Here is a 16,420-nt window from a genome sequence, read left to right on the forward strand (position 1 = left end):
CCCAGCAGATAAACTCACGGGCCGCCCGGTAGCTGGGTGCCTTGGAGTGATGGGTGGTTATAGCTACCACCTGTGCGGAATCCTGGCGAAATTATGTACGGCCCCGAACCCCAGAATTAATTTTTTGAACCGAATTCACGGCACCGAACGCGATGTTCTGTGGCATGGGGAAGCTGAGTGGGTGGGCTCGAGTAGTTTCCCGACAGCACGGGGGGTCTGTTGATGGGCGGTATTTCCCCTCGCGGTGCAGCGAAGAAAGACCGCTTGGAGAAATCCCCGAGCGGGGTAGTCTCTAAACGGCCTTTCAAGGCAAGAGAAGTGCTGCCGGAACTAGCTGAATCCCGCGGAAGTTAATCTTCCGGTCGGTCGTTGGCGAAGTCCTCGGACCAGTTGGAAGGTTCCTGCAAGGAATGCAGCATTCCCTTGGCCACCGAGTGTGAGCGGCCAGCGGCAACATGCCGTTCGAAGCGCTCGACGATGTCGTTGATCAGCTGCTGCTTCGGCATCCCCATGACATCGTAGCCACGGCCTCCCGTGGCCGAGAAGATCTCAAGACGGATCATTTCACTCCCCGTTGGCTTGGACTTGCGACGGCCCGTCGGGATATCGAACACCGGATAGGTTTGGTAGCGGAAGGGGATCTGCCGTTCCATCGCAACCGTCAGGTCCAGTTGCCGCACGCCCACCTCGGGAATCATTTCCGTGGTCAACGAGATCTCGGTGCCGAACTTTGCGAGTTCGTTTGCAACCTCCACCATCACGGGCTCGGCTACCTGCTCGATGTAATTGTTTGCATCCTCGGCACAACTATCGCTCACGGTCCTGGCCAGACGTTCACGCCACTGCCGGTGCCTTCCGTGGGCGGCTATCCCTGGGTCGTGCAGCGTGTGCTCCTCCTGTTTCAGGGATCTCCAGAAAGCGATCATGATCAGGTAGAGGATCACAGTGAACGGCAGCGCCATAATGATCGTCATGTATTGGATGGTGACAAAACCTCCAACAAACAACATCGCAATGGTCAATGCCCCAACGGCCAATGCCCAGAAAATCCTGCTCCATTTGGGCCCGTCCTGGCCCGGGTGGGTGGTGTAAGCGGTAAAGCTGCTCATCATCAGGGCTCCGGAATCGGCGCTCGTGACGTAGAACAACAGCCCGGTGAATGTGGCGATACCCGCAACGAGAGCCGCACCGGGATACTGATCGAGCAACATGTAGAAGCCATGCTCGGGAGTGTTGACGGCGATCTCTCCAAACTCCTTTTGCCCCGAGCGCACCGCATCGACGGCTGAATTGCCGAAGATGGAGATCCAGACCAGCGTGAATAAGAACGGCACCACCAAAACGCCGACCACAAACTCGCGCAGCGTCCTGCCACGGGAGATCCTGGCCAGGAACATGCCAACGAACGGCGACCACGCGATCCACCATGCCCAGAAGAATAGCGTCCAGGCGTTCATCCAATCATCGGGACGATCAATGGCGAAGGTATCCAACGCCATTCCGGGGAACCTGCTGATGAAGTCGCCAAGGTTCATGACCACCGCGTCGATCAGCATCGTGGTCTTACCGGCGATCAGGATGTAGAGCATCAGGCCTACCGCGAGCAGGAAATTGAGCTCGGAGAGTCGGCGAATACCGCGATCCACGCCGGAAACGCATGAAATGGTGGCCATCAAGACACTGAGCAGGACCAAGCCAATTTGGATTGAAACGTGTTCGGGCCAACCAAAGAGGTAGGTCAGACCAAAGTTCAGCTGTAAGACGCCAATGCCAAGTGAGGCAGTGAGACCAAATACCGTGGCCACGGTTGCCGCAACATCGATGGCATCCCCGGTGCGGCCATGCACGCGCCGGCCCAAGATCGGGTAGAGCGCGGCTCGAATGCTCAACGGCATCTTGAACCTGAAGGCGTAGTAACCCAGTGCGGCCCCGACCAATGCATAGAGAGACCAGCCGCTGATGCCGTAGTGGAAGGTAGTCCACACAACGCTTTGGCGGGCCGCTTCAACGGTTTCACCGGTGCTGTTTGGCGGGAGTAGGTATTGTGCCACTGGTCCGGCCACTGAATAGAACATGAGGTCCACCCCGATTCCCGCGGCAAAGAGCATCGCGGTCCAGGTACCCAGCCGGTATTTGGGACGTGCATGATCGGGGCCAAGACGGATTGAACCGAATCGGGATGCCGCCAGGAATATGACAAATCCCAGCACGATGGTCAGGGTCACGATGTAGACCCAACCGAGCTTTTGGGAAGCCCAATTGACAACGTTTCCAATCACGCCTTCCGCCTGCGTGGGGAAGGCAGCGGCGTAGATGGTGATGCCCAAGATCACCAGCGCGGAAGCCAAGAAAACCCGCCAATTGGTACGGGCTGGTTGTATGGAATTGGTCGTGCTGACGAGCGTGGCCGTTACTGTATTTTCTTGCTTATCACTGGCTATGTGTTTCATTGATGACACCTCACTGTGACAGTTGAATTGGACCGTCTGCCACGCTTTGGTGTGGCAGACGGTCCAACGGGGGTGCGGTGCTAGACCGCCTCGCTTTGTGCTTGATGCCTATAGAACTCGCGATGCTCCGCATCCAGTGGCTGCTTACCCAGAATCAGGTCCGCAGCCTTTTCTGCCATCATCATGACCGGAGCATAAATATTTCCGTTGGTCACGTACGGCATGGCCGAGGCATCAACAACACGCAACCCCTCCACTCCATGTACCTTCATGGTCAGTGGGTCGACCACCGCGTATTTATCGCTGGCCGGTCCCATTTTTGCGGTGCCGCAGGGATGCAATGCGGTTTCCGCGTCTCGGGCAACCCAATCGAGAATTTCCTGATCGGTACGCACCGAGTTGCCCGGGGATAATTCCCCGGAGTTGAACTGACGCATGGCAGGCTGGGCGAGGATCTGGCGTGAGACTCGAATTGCCTCAATTCATTCGCGCCGGTCCTGTTCGGTTGAGAGGTAGTTGAACAGGATGCTCGGGTGCTGCCGAGGATCTGTGGAGCGGATTTTCAGGCTTCCGCGGCTGTCCGAGTACATGGGACCCACGTGAAGCTGGAAACCGTGGGGTGTCTCGGCCTTCTTGCCGTCGTAGCGCACCGCCAATGGCAGGAAGTGGAACATGAGGTTTGGGTAGGCAACGTCCTGGTTGGAGCGGGCGAATCCGCCACCTTCGAAGTGATTTGTTGCCGCCGGTCCGGTGCGTGTGAGCATCCATTGGGCCCCAATGAACGGCATGCGCCATAGATCAAGGCTTGGCTGTTCGGATACCGGCTGCGGGCATCCATGCTGTACATAGACCTCAAGGTGGTCCTGAAGGTTCGCGCCCACGCCGGGTAGGTCTGCCACCGGGGTGATACCCAGCGAGCGCAGGTGCTCGGCCTCGCCAATGCCAGCTAGCTGCAGCAACTGTGGGGTGTTGAAGGCGCCACCGCACAGGATTACTTCCCCGGCATTCACCTGGTGAGCCTTGCCGCGGCGCGTGTAGCTGACCCCTGTGGCCCGCTTGTTTTCCATTTTGACACCCGTCACGAACGCCCTGGTCAGCACCGTGAGGTTGGGGCGTGTGCGGGCAGGATCAATGTAGGCGCGTGCCGCGTTGAGTCGACGGCCGTTATTGATATTGCTGTCGAAAGGCCCAAACCCTTCCTGCCGGTGGCCATAGACATCGTTGGTACGGGCATATCCCGCTTCCGCGGCCGAGGAGAAGAATGCCTCAAAGAGTGGATTTTTTGCCGGGCCACGGCGCATGACCAGCGGCCCGTCGTGGCCCCGCATGGGGTCTTCGGGGCTGCCGGTGGCCGTTTCGAGGCGCTTGAAGTAGGGCAGGCAGTGCGCAAAATCCCAGGATTCCATGCCGGGATCCGCGCCCCAGCGTTCGTAGTCCAGCGGGTTGCCGCGTTGGAAGATCATTCCGTTGATGGAACTTGAGCCACCGAGCAGCTTGCCACGTGCATGCTTGACCCGGCGTCCGTCCATAAACGGTTCGGGATCCGACTGGTAGATCCAGTCGTAGGCCTTATGCCCGGCCGGGAACATCAGGGCCGCGGGCATCTGGACGAATAGATCCCACCAGGAGTCCTTGCGGCCGGCCTCGAGGACAAGCACCGAGCGGGTTCCGTCGGCGGTTAAGCGGTTGGCCAGGGCCGAACCCGCGCTTCCACCGCCGACAATGACGATGTCAAAATTTTGGGTTGTTTCAGTCATCGTGATCTCGTTCCCTGGCCCTTGAACCAGCGTGCCGGCGCCGGGTTGATGTTTTGGTAAATGTGTCGGGTCTCGCGGTATTCGTTCAAGCCCTGAAGCCCGTTTTCCCGGCCCAGCCCGGACTTGCCGAAGCCTCCCCATTCGGCCTGGGGCAGGTAGGGGTGGTAATCGTTGATCCAGACGGTGCCATGGCGCAATTGCTCGGCAACGCGTTGTGCCCGTGAGGCATCGTTGGTCCAGACCGCGCCGGCCAGACCGTATTCGGTGTCGTTTGCCAGGAAGATGGCTTCCTCTTCGGTGCTGAACCGTTCGATTGTCACAACGGGTCCAAAGACTTCCTCGCGAACAATGTCCATGGTGCGCTCGCAGTCGGCAAACACCGTGGGACGCAAGAAGTTTCCGGCCAGCAGTGCTTCATCTGTGGGCCGTTGGCCTCCGGCAACCAGCCGGGCTCCCTCGGCCACGCCCTGGGCAATGTGCCGTTCGACGTTTTCGCGATGTTCGGCGCTGGCCAATGGACCGCACTCGCTGTTGGGATCCAACCCGTCGCCGAGTTGGATGAGCTCCGCGCGACGTGCCAATTCGCTGACGAAGCGGTCATGGATTTCGTCGTGGACTATGAGTCGGGATCCGGCCGAGCAGACCTGGCCGGAGTGGACGAATGCGGCGGTCAGGGCGTTGTCCACGACGGTGTCAAAGTCGGTGTCATTGAAAATTATGTTGGGGTTTTTGCCACCGAGTTCAAGGGTGACCTTCTTGATGTCCCGGGCGGCGGCGGCCATGACTTTCTGTCCGGCATCTAGTCCTCCGGTGAAGGAGATCAGATCAACTCCCGGGTGCTCAACCAGTGCGGTTCCTACCCTCGATCCGGGACCCAAGACGAGGTTGACGGTTCCGGCGGGCAGGTTTGCCTCTTCGAGCAGTTCAACAAGCTTGATGGTTGACAGGGGGGTGAGCTCACTGGGTTTGATGACCACGGTGTTTCCCGCGTCCAGCGCCGGGGCAAGTTTCCAGGAGATGGTCTGCAGCGGGTAGTTCCACGCGGCAATCAATGCGCAGACGCCGACAGGAACATAACCAATGCGGCTGAGAATGTTGGGGTTTCCCTGCATCCACCATGCGTCCGGCGTCGAGGTCCGCGATGTTGGCGAAATAGCGGAAGGCAGATACCGCATCATCGACATCCAGACGTGCTTCCCTGAGGGTTTTGCCGGCGTCGAGGCTTTCGATACGTGCCAGTTCTTCGCGGTGATCCAGCAGAATCTGGGCGATGATCCGCATCCGGTCGCCGCGTTCGCGCACCGGAAGACCCGACCATTCGCCCTTGCTGAAGGATGCTGCGGCGCTACGCACCGCGGTGTCGACGTCGTCTACCGATGCCTCGCAGACCGTGGCAAGTAGCGTGCCGTTGGCAGGATTGGTGACCTGGTGGGGTGGTAGTTGGCCTTGGGTAGTTACCCAATGGCCGTCAATGTAAAGGTTGTTCAAAGCCGTCATAAGATCATGCATGAAACGTGCCCCTCCTCACATTTAGTGATTTGAGGACAAGCGTACATAAACTGTGTACAGGTGTACAGATAAAAGTGAGCAATAGATTTTGCGCGCTGTTTTTGGGTTGCTGGCGGGCGTTGCCGCGTAGCAGGATGGCGGCACGGAACCTTCCCTGATACCTCAGCCCAGCCGGGTCACCTCAGGAAAGTTCCACAGGCAAGCGGGTACTCTATATTTTCCAGATGTAATCCATGGATCGAAGGCGAAGAGGTGGATGTTGTGACACGAGAAACCGTGCAGGCCGGTGCCACCAGGCGCATTCGGGGTCCCGGAGACCCCGACCGTCGTCAGCGGATAGCCGAGGCGGCCATTGCCGTGGCAATGCAGGAGGGGCTTGACGCTGTCACCCACCGGAGGGTCGCCGCCGAGGCCGGGGTCCCGCTGGGATCGACTACCTACTACTTTCAGACAATTGATGACCTGCTGTCGGTGGCCATGGAAAAGGCGGCGCAACGTAGCTTAGGTGAGGTCATGCGATGGGAGGAAGGGCTTCCCGCGGATGTTGACCTCGCGTTTGCCTTGGCCGACTATGTGCTTGATTCCCTGGGGGAGGGGCGTGCCTCAACCGTCTTGGATTACAACCTCTATGCCATGGCAAACCTCAGGCCGCCACTGCGCAAGGCGGCCTGGGAGTGGGATCGGGGCTTGATGGAAATTTTCAGTAAGCGGACCGATGAAATTACCGGAAAAATGCTCTCGGTGACCATGTGTGGTCTGTTATTGCAATTGGTGATTTCGGAAGAGCTGCCCCAGCACGAGGAGATCAGGCTACTATTCGAACGGGCCTTGGCCGGCGGTCGGGGCTAGCCTGCTTCTCGCTCCACACTTACGGGGTGTTCGAGCCGTCGAGGTGGCTAAATATCAAGTAATGCAGCGCGCACCGCTGCCTCAAATTGAGCCACGTGCTCGGCCGATAGCTGGGCGGATTTTTCTTCATCGCCATCAATGATCGCCTGCAGGAGTTGCAGGTGTTCCTGCACGTGAGTGCTGAGGCCCGGGAGTTTATCGATGACCATGCACCAGATGCGGGTTGCCAGATTGCTATGGCGCACCAAGACATCTTCAAGATATGGATTGCCTGCGGCGCGATAGATCTTGCGGTGAACCTCTGCATCAAAGGTCAGAAGTTCGGCGGTGCTGGCTTCGCTAATATCAAATTCTTGAATCTGTCGATAAGTCTCACTCAATTCCTCACGAGTAGCGCTCGTGGCTACGCGCGCGGCACGGGCAGCGGCCATGGGTTCGAGTTGCTGGCGGATTTCTGAGACGTAGGCAAGATCGCTGATCTCTACCCGGGTGGCAAAGGTTCCGCGCTTGGCAAAGGTGACAACAAGCTTATCCGCCTCAAGGCGCTTGAGCGCCTCGCGCACGGGCGTGCGGCCAATGCTCAGCTCGCGCATGATCTGATCGTCATGGATGGGATCCCCGGGATGAATGTGTAGGGTCACGAGCATGTGAAGTATCTGCTCGTAGGCCTCATCGGCCATCGATCCACCCCGGGATGGAGAATGGGTATTGAGCAGCTGTTCCATGCGTTTCCCTTTCGATAGCTGGCCCTCAAAATAGATTTGCGTAAATCCCTTGACCGGCAAACTTCCTGTGACCTAGGCTACAAGACATCCTAGTATATAAGTTGGATACAAAGTGCGTATATCAAGGGAGTGAACCATCCATGACCCTCATTGATTTTCCCGCCGCAGAACGTGCCGCACTCAACGATGAGAACGGCGCCAGGGAATTCGTCTTGACCGTCAGCTGCCCAGACCAAGTCGGAATCGTCTTTGCGATTAGCGAGTTCCTTTCGGCCCGCGGCTATAACATCCGGGAACATCAGCAATTCGACGACACCGGCCTTGGCAACGTGCATGTGCGTACCGCATTCACCACATTGCAGCCTCAACTCACCGAAGAACTAAGCAGTGAATTCCAGCAGGTTGCCCACCGCTTTGGCATGAAGTTTTCAATGCACGATGCCACCCGGCCCAGGCTGCTACTTATGGTCTCCAAATCCGGGCATTGCCTCAACGACCTGATCTTCCGCTGGCGCACCGGTGCCCTGAAGGCAGATATTGCCCTGGTGGTCTCCAACCACGAGGATCTGCGTCCCATGGCCGAAGCCGCGGGAATCCCCTACCTCCACGTGCCGGTAGTCCCAGACGGTAAGGAAGCAGCCGAAGCCCGGCTGCTGGAATTAGTCGCCGAACACCGGATCGACCTGGTGGTGTTGGCCCGCTACATGCAAATTTTCTCCGACGGACTGGCCAGGAAACTCGCGGGCAAGGCCATCAATATTCATCACTCATTCTTACCCGGCTTCAAGGGAGCCAAACCGTACCATCAGGCCCATGCCCGCGGCGTAAAACTTATTGGTGCAACAGCCCATTACATCACCACGGATCTCGACGAGGGTCCCATCATTGAGCAGGAAGTGATCCGCGTAGATCACACCTATAACCCCCGCACGCTCGCTCAAGCCGGACAAAGCGCAGAATCCCAGGCCCTGAGCCGGGCCGTGCAATGGCATTGCGAACACCGCGTCCTCCTTGATGGGCACAGCACCATCGTCTTCCGCTAACCACCACAGAATTCTTCTTCACGCATAGGAGCTAACAGCATGTCGAGCAGTAAGCACGTAGTGATCATCGGCGCAGGCATCGTCGGCGCCAACCTGGCCGACGAGCTGGTCCAGCGCGGCTGGAGGAACATTACCGTCATCGAGCAAGGACCCCTAGATCTGCCCGGCGGTTCAACTTCCCACGCACCGGGCCTGGTGTTCCAGACCAACCCGTCCAAGGCCATGACCGAGTTCGCGGGGTACACGGTTGAAAAACTCACTGCCCTCGATGCGTACAACCCGGTAGGCGGGCTAGAAGTAGCAACTACCGAAAACCGCTGGACGGACCTGCACCGCAAGCACGGCTGGGCAACCTCCTGGGGTGTAGAAACCCGATTGCTAGATGCCGCACAGTGCAAGGAGCTATACCCGCTACTCGATGAAAACGTCATCCTCGGCGGGCTACACATCCCGTCCGACGGACTGGCACTGGCCGGCAAGGCAGTGAACGAGCTGGTTCGCCGCACCAAGGAAGCCGGGGTTGTGTACCGGGATCGCACCGAGGTCACGGGAATCGAACACTCAGATAACCAGGTCACCGGTGTCTGGGTTGGTGAAGAACTCATTGCGGCCGACGTAGTGGTCTCCTGTGCCGGATTCTGGGGTGTGAAGGTTGGGGCCATGGTGGGCATGAAGATCCCGTTATTGCCGCTGGCCCACCAATATGCCAAGAGCACCCCGATCAAGGGACTCGAAGGACGCAACGAGGGAACCGACGGGGCAAGCCTGCCGATCCTACGTTTCCAAGACCAAGATCTGTACTATCGCGAACACGGAGATAGCTACGGGATCGGCTCCTACGCCCACAAGCCAATGCCTGCACACCTCGATGATCTACCAAAGCTTGACCCCGGCGAATACACCCATGAGAACATGCCCTCCAGCTTGGACTTCACGCTCGAGGATTTCCTACCGGCCTGGGAAGCCTCCAAGCAGCTACTACCGGAATTGGCCGATGCAGAGATTGCCAGCGGGTTCAACGGAATTTTCTCCTTCACCCCCGATGGTGGCTCCCTGGTGGGCGAGTCCCCGGACGTCGGTGGATTCTTTGTTGCCGAGGCGGTATGGGTCACCCACTCGGCCGGAATTGCGCGTGCGGTGGCGGAACTTATCGCCACCGGGCGCTCGCAGACCGACCTGTCGGGCTGCGATATTAACCGTTTCGAAGAGGTAGAACTTGCCCCGAGCTTCGTCTCGGAAACCTCGCAACAGAACTTCGTGGAAATCTATGATGTGCGCCATCCACTTGAACCACGGCAGGATCACCGCGACCTGCGCATCAGCCCCTTCCATACCCGGCACCGCGAGCTCGGCGCGCACTTCTTGGAAGGCGGCGGTTGGGAACGCCCCTACTGGTTTACCTCCAATGCTCAATACCTCAAGGACCTGCCCTGGGATTGGCGGCCACCACTACGCGATGCTTGGTCTGCCATGCACCACTCGCCGATTGCCGCGGTGGAGGCCTACAAAACCCGTACCGCCGTGGCCATGTATGACATGACCCCGCTCAAACGACTTGAGGTCTCCGGACCCGGGGCCTTGGCTCTACTCCAACGGTTGAGCACCGGAAACTTGGCAAAGACTGTCGGCTCGGTGACCTACACCTTGCTTTTGGATGAGGCCGGAGGGATCCGCAGCGATATCACCGTGGCACGTCTGAGCGAGAACACCTTCCAGGTCGGAGCGAATGGCAATATTGACACCGCCTACCTAGAAATGGAGGCGCGTAAGCAAAACACCGGGCAGTTGCCCGGCGGCTGGGTACAGGTGCGCGATACCACCGGCGGTACCTGCTGCGTTGGCCTCTGGGGACCGCTGGCGCGGGACGTGGTCTCAAAAATCAGCGATGACGACTTCTCCAATGACGGCTTGCGCTACTTTCGTTCCATGCAGGCTCATCTGGGCGGGGTTCCGGTCACCGCTATGCGTTTGTCCTATGTGGGGGAGCTTGGCTGGGAAATCTACACCTCGGCAGAAAACGGCCAACGACTATGGGATGTTTTGTGGGCGGCTGGGCAGGAGCACGGCATTATTCCCGCGGGCCGCGCGGCTTTCGCCTCGCTGCGCCTGGAGAAGGGCTACCGTTCCTGGGGTGCGGATATGAACACCGAACACAATCCGTATGAGACGGGCCTAGGCTTTGCCGTAAGCACCAAGAAGGAAACCGACTTTGTGGGAAAGGCTGCGCTGGAACAGATCCGTGCGCTGCCCAATACCCGCAATATGCGCTGCTTACTCATTGATACCGCACGCGACACAGTCTTGGGCAGCGAACCTGTGTACCAGAACGGGCAGCCGGTCGGGTATGTCACAAGTGCTGGTTTTGCTTACACGGTGGGACGCCCCATCGCCTACGCCTGGCTGGACGCGAGTATCGAGATTGGAGACACCGTGCAGGTTGAGTACTTTGGACGCAAGCTCGATGCCACGGTGACCCAAGACCCGATCTACGATCCGGAAATGAAGCGGCTACGCGGCATCCCCGATGAAACAGCGGTCCGTCCCGCAACAGCGGTTTCGGCAGGTTAACCCCACCGGTTTGCCGGGTGCCAACGGGCACCCGGCAAACCGGTCTAGCCCGCGCAGATTTCCTTGATCTCGGCGATGCACGGCTCATTTTGCAGGCTTGTTGTATCTCCCAGGGCGCTGTGCTCAAAAAGTTGTGTCAGCAATCGGCGCATGATCTTGCCCGAACGAGTCTTAGGAACATCGGGAACAAAAACAATGTCGCGCGGTTTAGCAATCGGGCCGATCTGCGTTGCCACATGGTTGCGTAGAGCGGTGATCATTTCCTGCTGTTGTGCCAGCGCCGCACCGGATAAATTGGTGCCGACCAAGGATTTATCACGGGGCACAACAAAAGCGGTGGCAGCATGACCTGTCTTTGGATCGTGAGTCGGGCACACTCCGGCCTCAACCACAGCAGGGTGAGTGACGAGTGCAGACTCGATTTCAATGGTGGACAGGCGGTGCCCGGAAATATTTATAACATCATCGGTGCGCCCGAGGATCCAAATATCACCATCAGCATCAAAGCGCGCGCCATCTCCGGCCAAGAACCATCCCTGCTTGGCGTATGCCTCCCAATAGGAGGTGTAATAACGTTCCGGGTTGCCCCATACGGTACGTGCCATCGAAGGCCCGGTTTTGGTCAAAACAATATTGCCCTGCACCAAAGTAGCAACTGTCTGTGCCTGCTCATCAACAATATTCACCGAAACTCCGGGTAGTGCGCGCGTTCCGCAACCGGGTTTGAAAGCGTTATCACTTTGGCGTGGGGATAGGATCGTGGCACCTGTTTCCGATTGCCACCAGGTATCGACCATGGGAATTCCTGCAGGAGTAGCGCGGCCCACGTGGCCGCGCAACCAACGCCAGGCTTCCGGGTTGACTGCCTCACCCACTGTGCCGGCCAGACGGATTGATGAAAGATCGTATTCGGCAGGGACTCCCTCGGGGAACCAGCCCATCAGTGAGCGCACCAACGTGGGAGCGGTGTAGTAACTGCTGACTCCGTAACGTTCGATAATCTCAAAGTGACGCCCGGGGTGCGGGGCGTTGGGCACACCTTCGTAGATCACCTGGGTGACGCCGTTGGACAGTGGCCCGTAGATTTCATAGGTGTGTGCGGTGACCCAAGCCAGATCGGCGGTGCACCAGTGGACATCGGCATCACGCTGAGCGGGGTCCGGGTTGGAGAAGAGGAACTCGTGGCTCCACGAAGCTTGCGTCAGGTAACCGCCGGTTGTATGAACAAGACCCTTGGGTTGTCCCGTGGTGCCCGAGGTATACATGATAAATAGTGGGGTTTCGGCGTCGAATGCCTCGGGGGAGTGCTGTGGGCTGGCGGTATCCACCACATCGTGCCACCACACATCTCGGCCGGGGGTCCACGAAATCTCACACCCGGTCCGGCGCAACACCAACACATGTTCAATGTTGTTTTCGCCGGCAACCGCGGCATCGGCATTGTCTTTAACTGCCACTGAAGAACCGCGGCGGAATTGTCCATCGGTGGTAACCAAAAGCTTGGCACCGGTATCTTCTACCCGGAATTTCAGGGCCTCGGATGAAAAACCACCAAAGACCAGCGAATGCACTGCACCAATGCGGGCGCACGCAAGGGTGATCACGATTGTTTCAATCAAGACAGGCAAGTAAATGACAACTCTGTCTCCCTGCGTCATACCCAGAGAGAGCAACGCATTTGCTGCACGTGATACCCGATCCTGCAGATCTTGGTAGGTGACCGTGATCCGGTCGCCGGGTTCTCCCTCAAAATGCAGGGCTACCTTTTGACCACGACCTGCCTCAACATGGCGATCCACGCAGTTATAGGCTGCATTGAGTTTTCCGCCCGTAAACCAGCGCAGCTCCGGTCCGCGACGGGCTTGGGCATCTACCCCGGTGCTCGAATGGATGGTGTGCCAGTCTTGCGCCCAATCTAAGCGTCGGGCCGCGGCATCCCAGAAGGCTAGGCGTTCGTTTTCGCTCCAGTCGGCCTCATTGCTGATGTCCCAGTCTGAAGACGGGATGGCATTTGATATTGCAGTCATTTGTTCTCCATTGTTCCTGGCTGTAGCACCGTTCCCTTCGCTGAAGGTGGTTGCTGCGGCGTCACTGAGCCAGATCTCTTAGCCGCTCGTAATGGGTAAAGTGGATGTACTAGGTCCTAAGCCCAGCGTTTAATGGCCTTGCGTTCGGCAAGACCAAGCAGCGCATCGGTAGTTTTTCCGAGGACAGCAAGCAAAATAATTGCCAGGATCAGCCGGTCAATGCGTCCATTGTTTTGTGAGTCATTGAGGAGGAAACCTAACCCCATGGACGAGGCAATGAGTTCCGCAGCCACTAAAAATAGCCACGCCTGCGCCAAGGCAAGACGTAAACCAGAGAAAATTGCCGGTACTACCGCGGGTAACTGAACTGTGGCAAGCAACCTGGTGCCGGATAATCCGAAGGCTCGTGCCGCTTCAATCAAGTTCTTATCTACATGTCGAAGAGCCAGATAGACCGTCGTAAACACCGGGAAGAACGCGCCGATGATGATCAACGTGACCTTTGAATCCTCACCAATTTTCATCCAGAGGATCAGCAGCGGCACCCACGCAAGGGAGGGGACGGCGCGAATGGCACCAATGAAGGGACCAAGAAGTGCATCGGCAAGATCGGAGAGCCCAACTAAGGCACCAACCGCCAGTCCAAGTAGCGCGCCGATGGCAAAGCCAAGGAGAACACGTTGAGTGGAGATGGCGATGTGTTGGGCGAGAATCCCGTCTTCTGCGAGTCCTATGGCAGCGGTCAAGACAGAACTAGGTGTTGGCAACTGTGAGGTGCTTGCCCAGCCTAGGGTTGTTGCGGCCTGCCAAAGTGCTAGTAGCGCCAAGGGCACCAGCATGCCTAGGAAAGTACGTCCCCACCGGGTATGTAGTAGGGGGTTTCCCGATGTTGGATGAGTGCTGAGCTCCGCTGACGGAACGTCGGTATGCGCAGACATTAGGAGCCCTTAATCTTTGCGGAGTCTGCCTTCTTGGCGAAGCTGTCATCAAGCAGGGAGTTCAGGGCCTTATCGACCTGATCCTGTGAATCTACATCTTTGGATTCAACAAAGATTGGCCCAACCGCGGTCAATACCTTGAGCAGGGGTGCACCGGGCACCACATCAACGTCGAGGTTTGAGCGTTCCAGAATGACTTTCTCGGCAACTGGCGTTTCGAGGCCCGCAACGTCTGCCAAAATAGCGGCAGTTTCTGCCTCGTTATCTCCTGCCCACTCACGAGCCTTCTGGTAAGCATCGACTACCGTTTGGGCAATTTCGGGAGACTTGGCCAAGAAATCTTCGGTGGCGTTTAGTGCGCCGTAGGTATTGAAATCAAGGTTGCGGTAGATAAGCTGAGCACCTTTTTGCTCGGCACCTGCCATGATCGGATCTAAACCGCTCCAAGCATCAACCGAGCCGTTCTCCAGAGCCGAACGGCCGTCGGCATGCTGCAAGTTCTGCACGGTGACATCACTTGCTTTCAGACCCGCCTGCTCGAGTGCTTGGAGCAAGAAGAAGTAAGGATCGGTTCCCTTAGTTGCAGCGACCTGCTTGCCTTTGAGATCGGTAACTTCCTTGATCGGTGACTCCTTGGCTACGACAAGTGCAGCCCACTCGGGCTGAGAGTATTGTGCAATCGTCTTGATATCAGCACCATTGGAACGAGCCAGTAGTGCTGCCGATCCAGCAGTTGAACCCACATCAATGGCACCGGCGCGAAGTGCCTCATTTGCCTTGTTGGACCCGGCAGACTGAACCCATTTAACGGTGACACCTTGGTCCTTGAGCGTTGCTTCGAGCCAGCCCTTGTCTTTGAGCACCAGGCTCAAAGGGTTGTAAGTCGCAAAATCGATATTTAGAGTTTTGCTTTCGGCGGCGTTAGCGCCACCCGAACCTTCGCCAGCGCAACCGGTGAGCATAGTGGTGGCTGCGGTGAGTGCGGTTGCGGCGAGAAGGAAACGGCGGGTGAAAAGATTCTTAGGCATGGGGGGATGATCCTTGCGAGTAAAAGAGCGAGTTTGAATGACCGCTTGTTCAAGCGGTTAAGAATGGTGACGCAAAAAGATAAGAGTTAGTGCCGGCCCGAATCGACGCCGAGCGACGCTAAGAGCGAGCTACGCATTCGGCCGAGGTCTTCGGCATTGCGATGACGCGGACGAGCCCCGGGTACCGTGAGTAATTGAGAGACCGTTGCCGCAGCCTGTCCTGGTTCGCGACCCAAGACCAAAATTCGGTCCGCTAACTGCAAGGCTTCATCAACATCGTGGGTTACCAACAAAACTGTAGTTGGGTAAGCCCGATGGATATCAAGCAAAAGATCCTGCATTTTTAGCCGGGTGAGGGCATCGAGGGCACCGAACGGTTCGTCAAGAAGCAAAACACCAGGGCGGCGTGCAAGCGCACGTGCCAAAGAAGCACGTTGAGCCATGCCACCTGAGATCTCGCGGGGACGCAAAGAGCTATGTCCATCAAGTTCAACTAACCGCAACAGCTCTGCGACGCGTGCAGTGCCTTCCTTACGGTCAGTTCCTTGAGGTAGGCCGAGTGCTACGTTCTTTTCGATCGATTGCCAAGGCAACAACCGAGGTTCTTGGAATGCAACTGCGCATCGTGTATCCAGACCTGAGACCGGTGTGCCGTCGATGAAAACGGTGCCTGCCGTAGGGTTGTCGAGTCCTGAAACTGCGCGTAGAAGTGTCGATTTTCCGCAACCGCTGGGACCTAGAATTGCTAGAACTTCACCGGGGGTGACGGTGAGGTTGACGTCGCGAAGGACCTGGCGGCTTTCTTTGCCGACGGCAAAACTGCGCCCAACACCGCTAAAGGTGACGCTCAGCGAAGCATTGTCATGCTTATTCGGGTTGGCAAGGATTGGGCGGTCAAGCGTAGAAGTCACGATCTCTCCATCGGTCCTGGCGGTAGCACCGGCCTCGAATGAGGTGGTTGCTGCGGCGTCAAAGAGCCAGATCTCTCGGCCGCTCGGGATGGGGTATGTCTTAATACAAGTCGATCGGATGACACATAATCAAATCCGTCGTAATGTGACGAAAAGTTCGACCGGGCACTCTTTGGGCGTGGTGCAATCAAATAATCTTCGACAAATACCAAGTTTTCTATTCTTCTTTTTTGGTGGATTACTGATGGTTAAGGCCCAGAGAAATGGAACTCAGGGTTGGGCGCAACTCCCGTCGTTCCGGTTCCTAATGAGCGTTTACTGTCGACGGCACGCAAGCCAGATGCCGAGGTAGTTGCCCAGGGGAAGGCTCGAACTTTTGCCCCGCGATTCTTGAACTTCCTGTGTGAACGAACCAGTAAAAGCCTCAAAAATGCGTCTCAAATCCGTTGTTTTCGTTGCCTTATGTGACTTGTTGGGTTGGCCACTGGGCTAGTTGCCATGTAGAAATGTGACCAACAACCATCCAGAGCGGCCGAGAGATCTGGCTCTATGACGCCGCAGCAACCCCTCCCCTTAATTGGGCGGTAGGTGCTCACGCCAGAACCGATGGAGAAA

Annotated in this window: 13 protein-coding genes and 3 riboswitches; of the genes, 3 read left to right on the plus strand and 10 right to left on the minus strand. The window is 57.5% G+C overall.

From position 1 onward, the window contains the following. Nucleotides 1-350 precede the first annotated feature (350 nt). The 5 genes from betT to CQ018_RS20585 all read right to left on the minus strand — a co-directional run bounded on the left by betT (nt 351) and on the right by CQ018_RS20585 (nt 5,716). Complete coding sequence (betT, locus tag CQ018_RS15300) at nt 351-2,450, minus strand: choline BCCT transporter BetT (RefSeq protein ID WP_105550893.1); 2,100 nt, start codon at nt 2,448-2,450, stop codon at nt 351-353. 80 nt (nt 2,451-2,530) lie between these two features. Continuing rightward, entirely contained in the window at nt 2,531-2,932 is a 402-nt protein-coding gene (locus CQ018_RS20730; RefSeq protein ID WP_308729220.1) for a GMC oxidoreductase, read from the minus strand. Continuing rightward, a complete protein-coding gene (locus tag CQ018_RS15305) occupies nt 2,933-4,207 on the minus strand; it encodes a choline dehydrogenase (protein WP_308729213.1) in 1,275 nt (424 codons plus the stop codon). It abuts the gene before it with no gap. Further along, nucleotides 4,204-5,259, minus strand: coding sequence for an aldehyde dehydrogenase family protein (locus CQ018_RS15310; RefSeq protein ID WP_258142653.1), 1,056 nt, complete (start codon nt 5,257-5,259; stop codon nt 4,204-4,206). Before CQ018_RS15310 ends, CQ018_RS15305 begins: the two co-directional genes overlap by 4 nt. Further along, nucleotides 5,165-5,716 carry an aldehyde dehydrogenase family protein gene (locus tag CQ018_RS20585; protein WP_258142642.1) on the minus strand — a complete coding sequence of 184 codons (552 nt, stop codon included), beginning with the start codon at nt 5,714-5,716 and terminating at the stop codon, nt 5,165-5,167. The genes CQ018_RS15310 and CQ018_RS20585 overlap by 95 nt, the downstream gene beginning before the upstream one ends. Nucleotides 5,717-5,977: 261 nt before the next feature. Between CQ018_RS20585 and CQ018_RS15315 the strand changes: the two genes are divergently transcribed. Beyond that, a complete protein-coding gene (locus tag CQ018_RS15315; protein ID WP_219844070.1) occupies nt 5,978-6,565 on the plus strand; it encodes a TetR/AcrR family transcriptional regulator in 588 nt (195 codons plus the stop codon). Between the two features lie 47 nt (nt 6,566-6,612). On the opposite strand, the gene CQ018_RS15320 is transcribed toward CQ018_RS15315, so the two are convergent. Then, nucleotides 6,613-7,290: a GntR family transcriptional regulator gene (locus tag CQ018_RS15320; RefSeq protein ID WP_258142643.1), complete on the minus strand. Its 678-nt coding sequence runs from the start codon at nt 7,288-7,290 to the stop codon at nt 6,613-6,615. A gap of 140 nt (nt 7,291-7,430) precedes the next feature. Here CQ018_RS15320 and purU point away from each other — a divergent pair, with 140 nt between their 5' ends. Both purU and CQ018_RS15330 read left to right on the plus strand, forming a co-directional pair. Beyond that, nucleotides 7,431-8,333 carry a formyltetrahydrofolate deformylase gene (gene purU / locus CQ018_RS15325; protein ID WP_105550894.1) on the plus strand — a complete coding sequence of 301 codons (903 nt, stop codon included), beginning with the start codon at nt 7,431-7,433 and terminating at the stop codon, nt 8,331-8,333. A 39-nt stretch (nt 8,334-8,372) separates the two neighbouring features. Then, complete coding sequence (locus CQ018_RS15330) at nt 8,373-10,901, plus strand: FAD-dependent oxidoreductase (RefSeq protein ID WP_105550895.1); 2,529 nt, start codon at nt 8,373-8,375, stop codon at nt 10,899-10,901. Between the two features lie 44 nt (nt 10,902-10,945). Here CQ018_RS15330 and acs read toward each other — a convergent pair whose 3' ends face one another. The 4 genes from acs to CQ018_RS15350 form a co-directional block, all read right to left on the minus strand. Next, nucleotides 10,946-12,928, minus strand: coding sequence for an acetate--CoA ligase (acs, locus tag CQ018_RS15335; RefSeq protein WP_105550896.1), 1,983 nt, complete (start codon nt 12,926-12,928; stop codon nt 10,946-10,948). Between the two features lie 4 nt (nt 12,929-12,932). Further along, nucleotides 12,933-13,026: riboswitch (SAM riboswitch) on the minus strand. An 18-nt stretch (nt 13,027-13,044) separates the two neighbouring features. Beyond that, nucleotides 13,045-13,866: an ABC transporter permease gene (locus tag CQ018_RS15340; protein ID WP_105550897.1), complete on the minus strand. Its 822-nt coding sequence runs from the start codon at nt 13,864-13,866 to the stop codon at nt 13,045-13,047. Continuing rightward, entirely contained in the window at nt 13,866-14,894 is a 1,029-nt protein-coding gene (locus CQ018_RS15345; protein WP_105550898.1) for an aliphatic sulfonate ABC transporter substrate-binding protein, read from the minus strand. Before CQ018_RS15345 ends, CQ018_RS15340 begins: the two co-directional genes overlap by 1 nt. 86 nt (nt 14,895-14,980) lie before the next feature. Further along, entirely contained in the window at nt 14,981-15,805 is an 825-nt protein-coding gene (locus CQ018_RS15350; protein WP_105550899.1) for an ABC transporter ATP-binding protein, read from the minus strand. Between the two features lie 4 nt (nt 15,806-15,809). After that, nucleotides 15,810-15,900: riboswitch (SAM riboswitch) on the minus strand. A 421-nt stretch (nt 15,901-16,321) separates the two neighbouring features. Beyond that, a riboswitch (SAM riboswitch) is annotated at nt 16,322-16,418 on the plus strand. The last annotated feature ends 2 nt before the right edge of the window (nt 16,419-16,420 follow it).

Origin of the sequence: Arthrobacter sp. MYb227 (assembly GCF_002975435.1) — a bacterium.
In the GTDB taxonomy this organism is placed as follows: Bacteria; Actinomycetota; Actinomycetes; order Actinomycetales; family Micrococcaceae; genus Paeniglutamicibacter.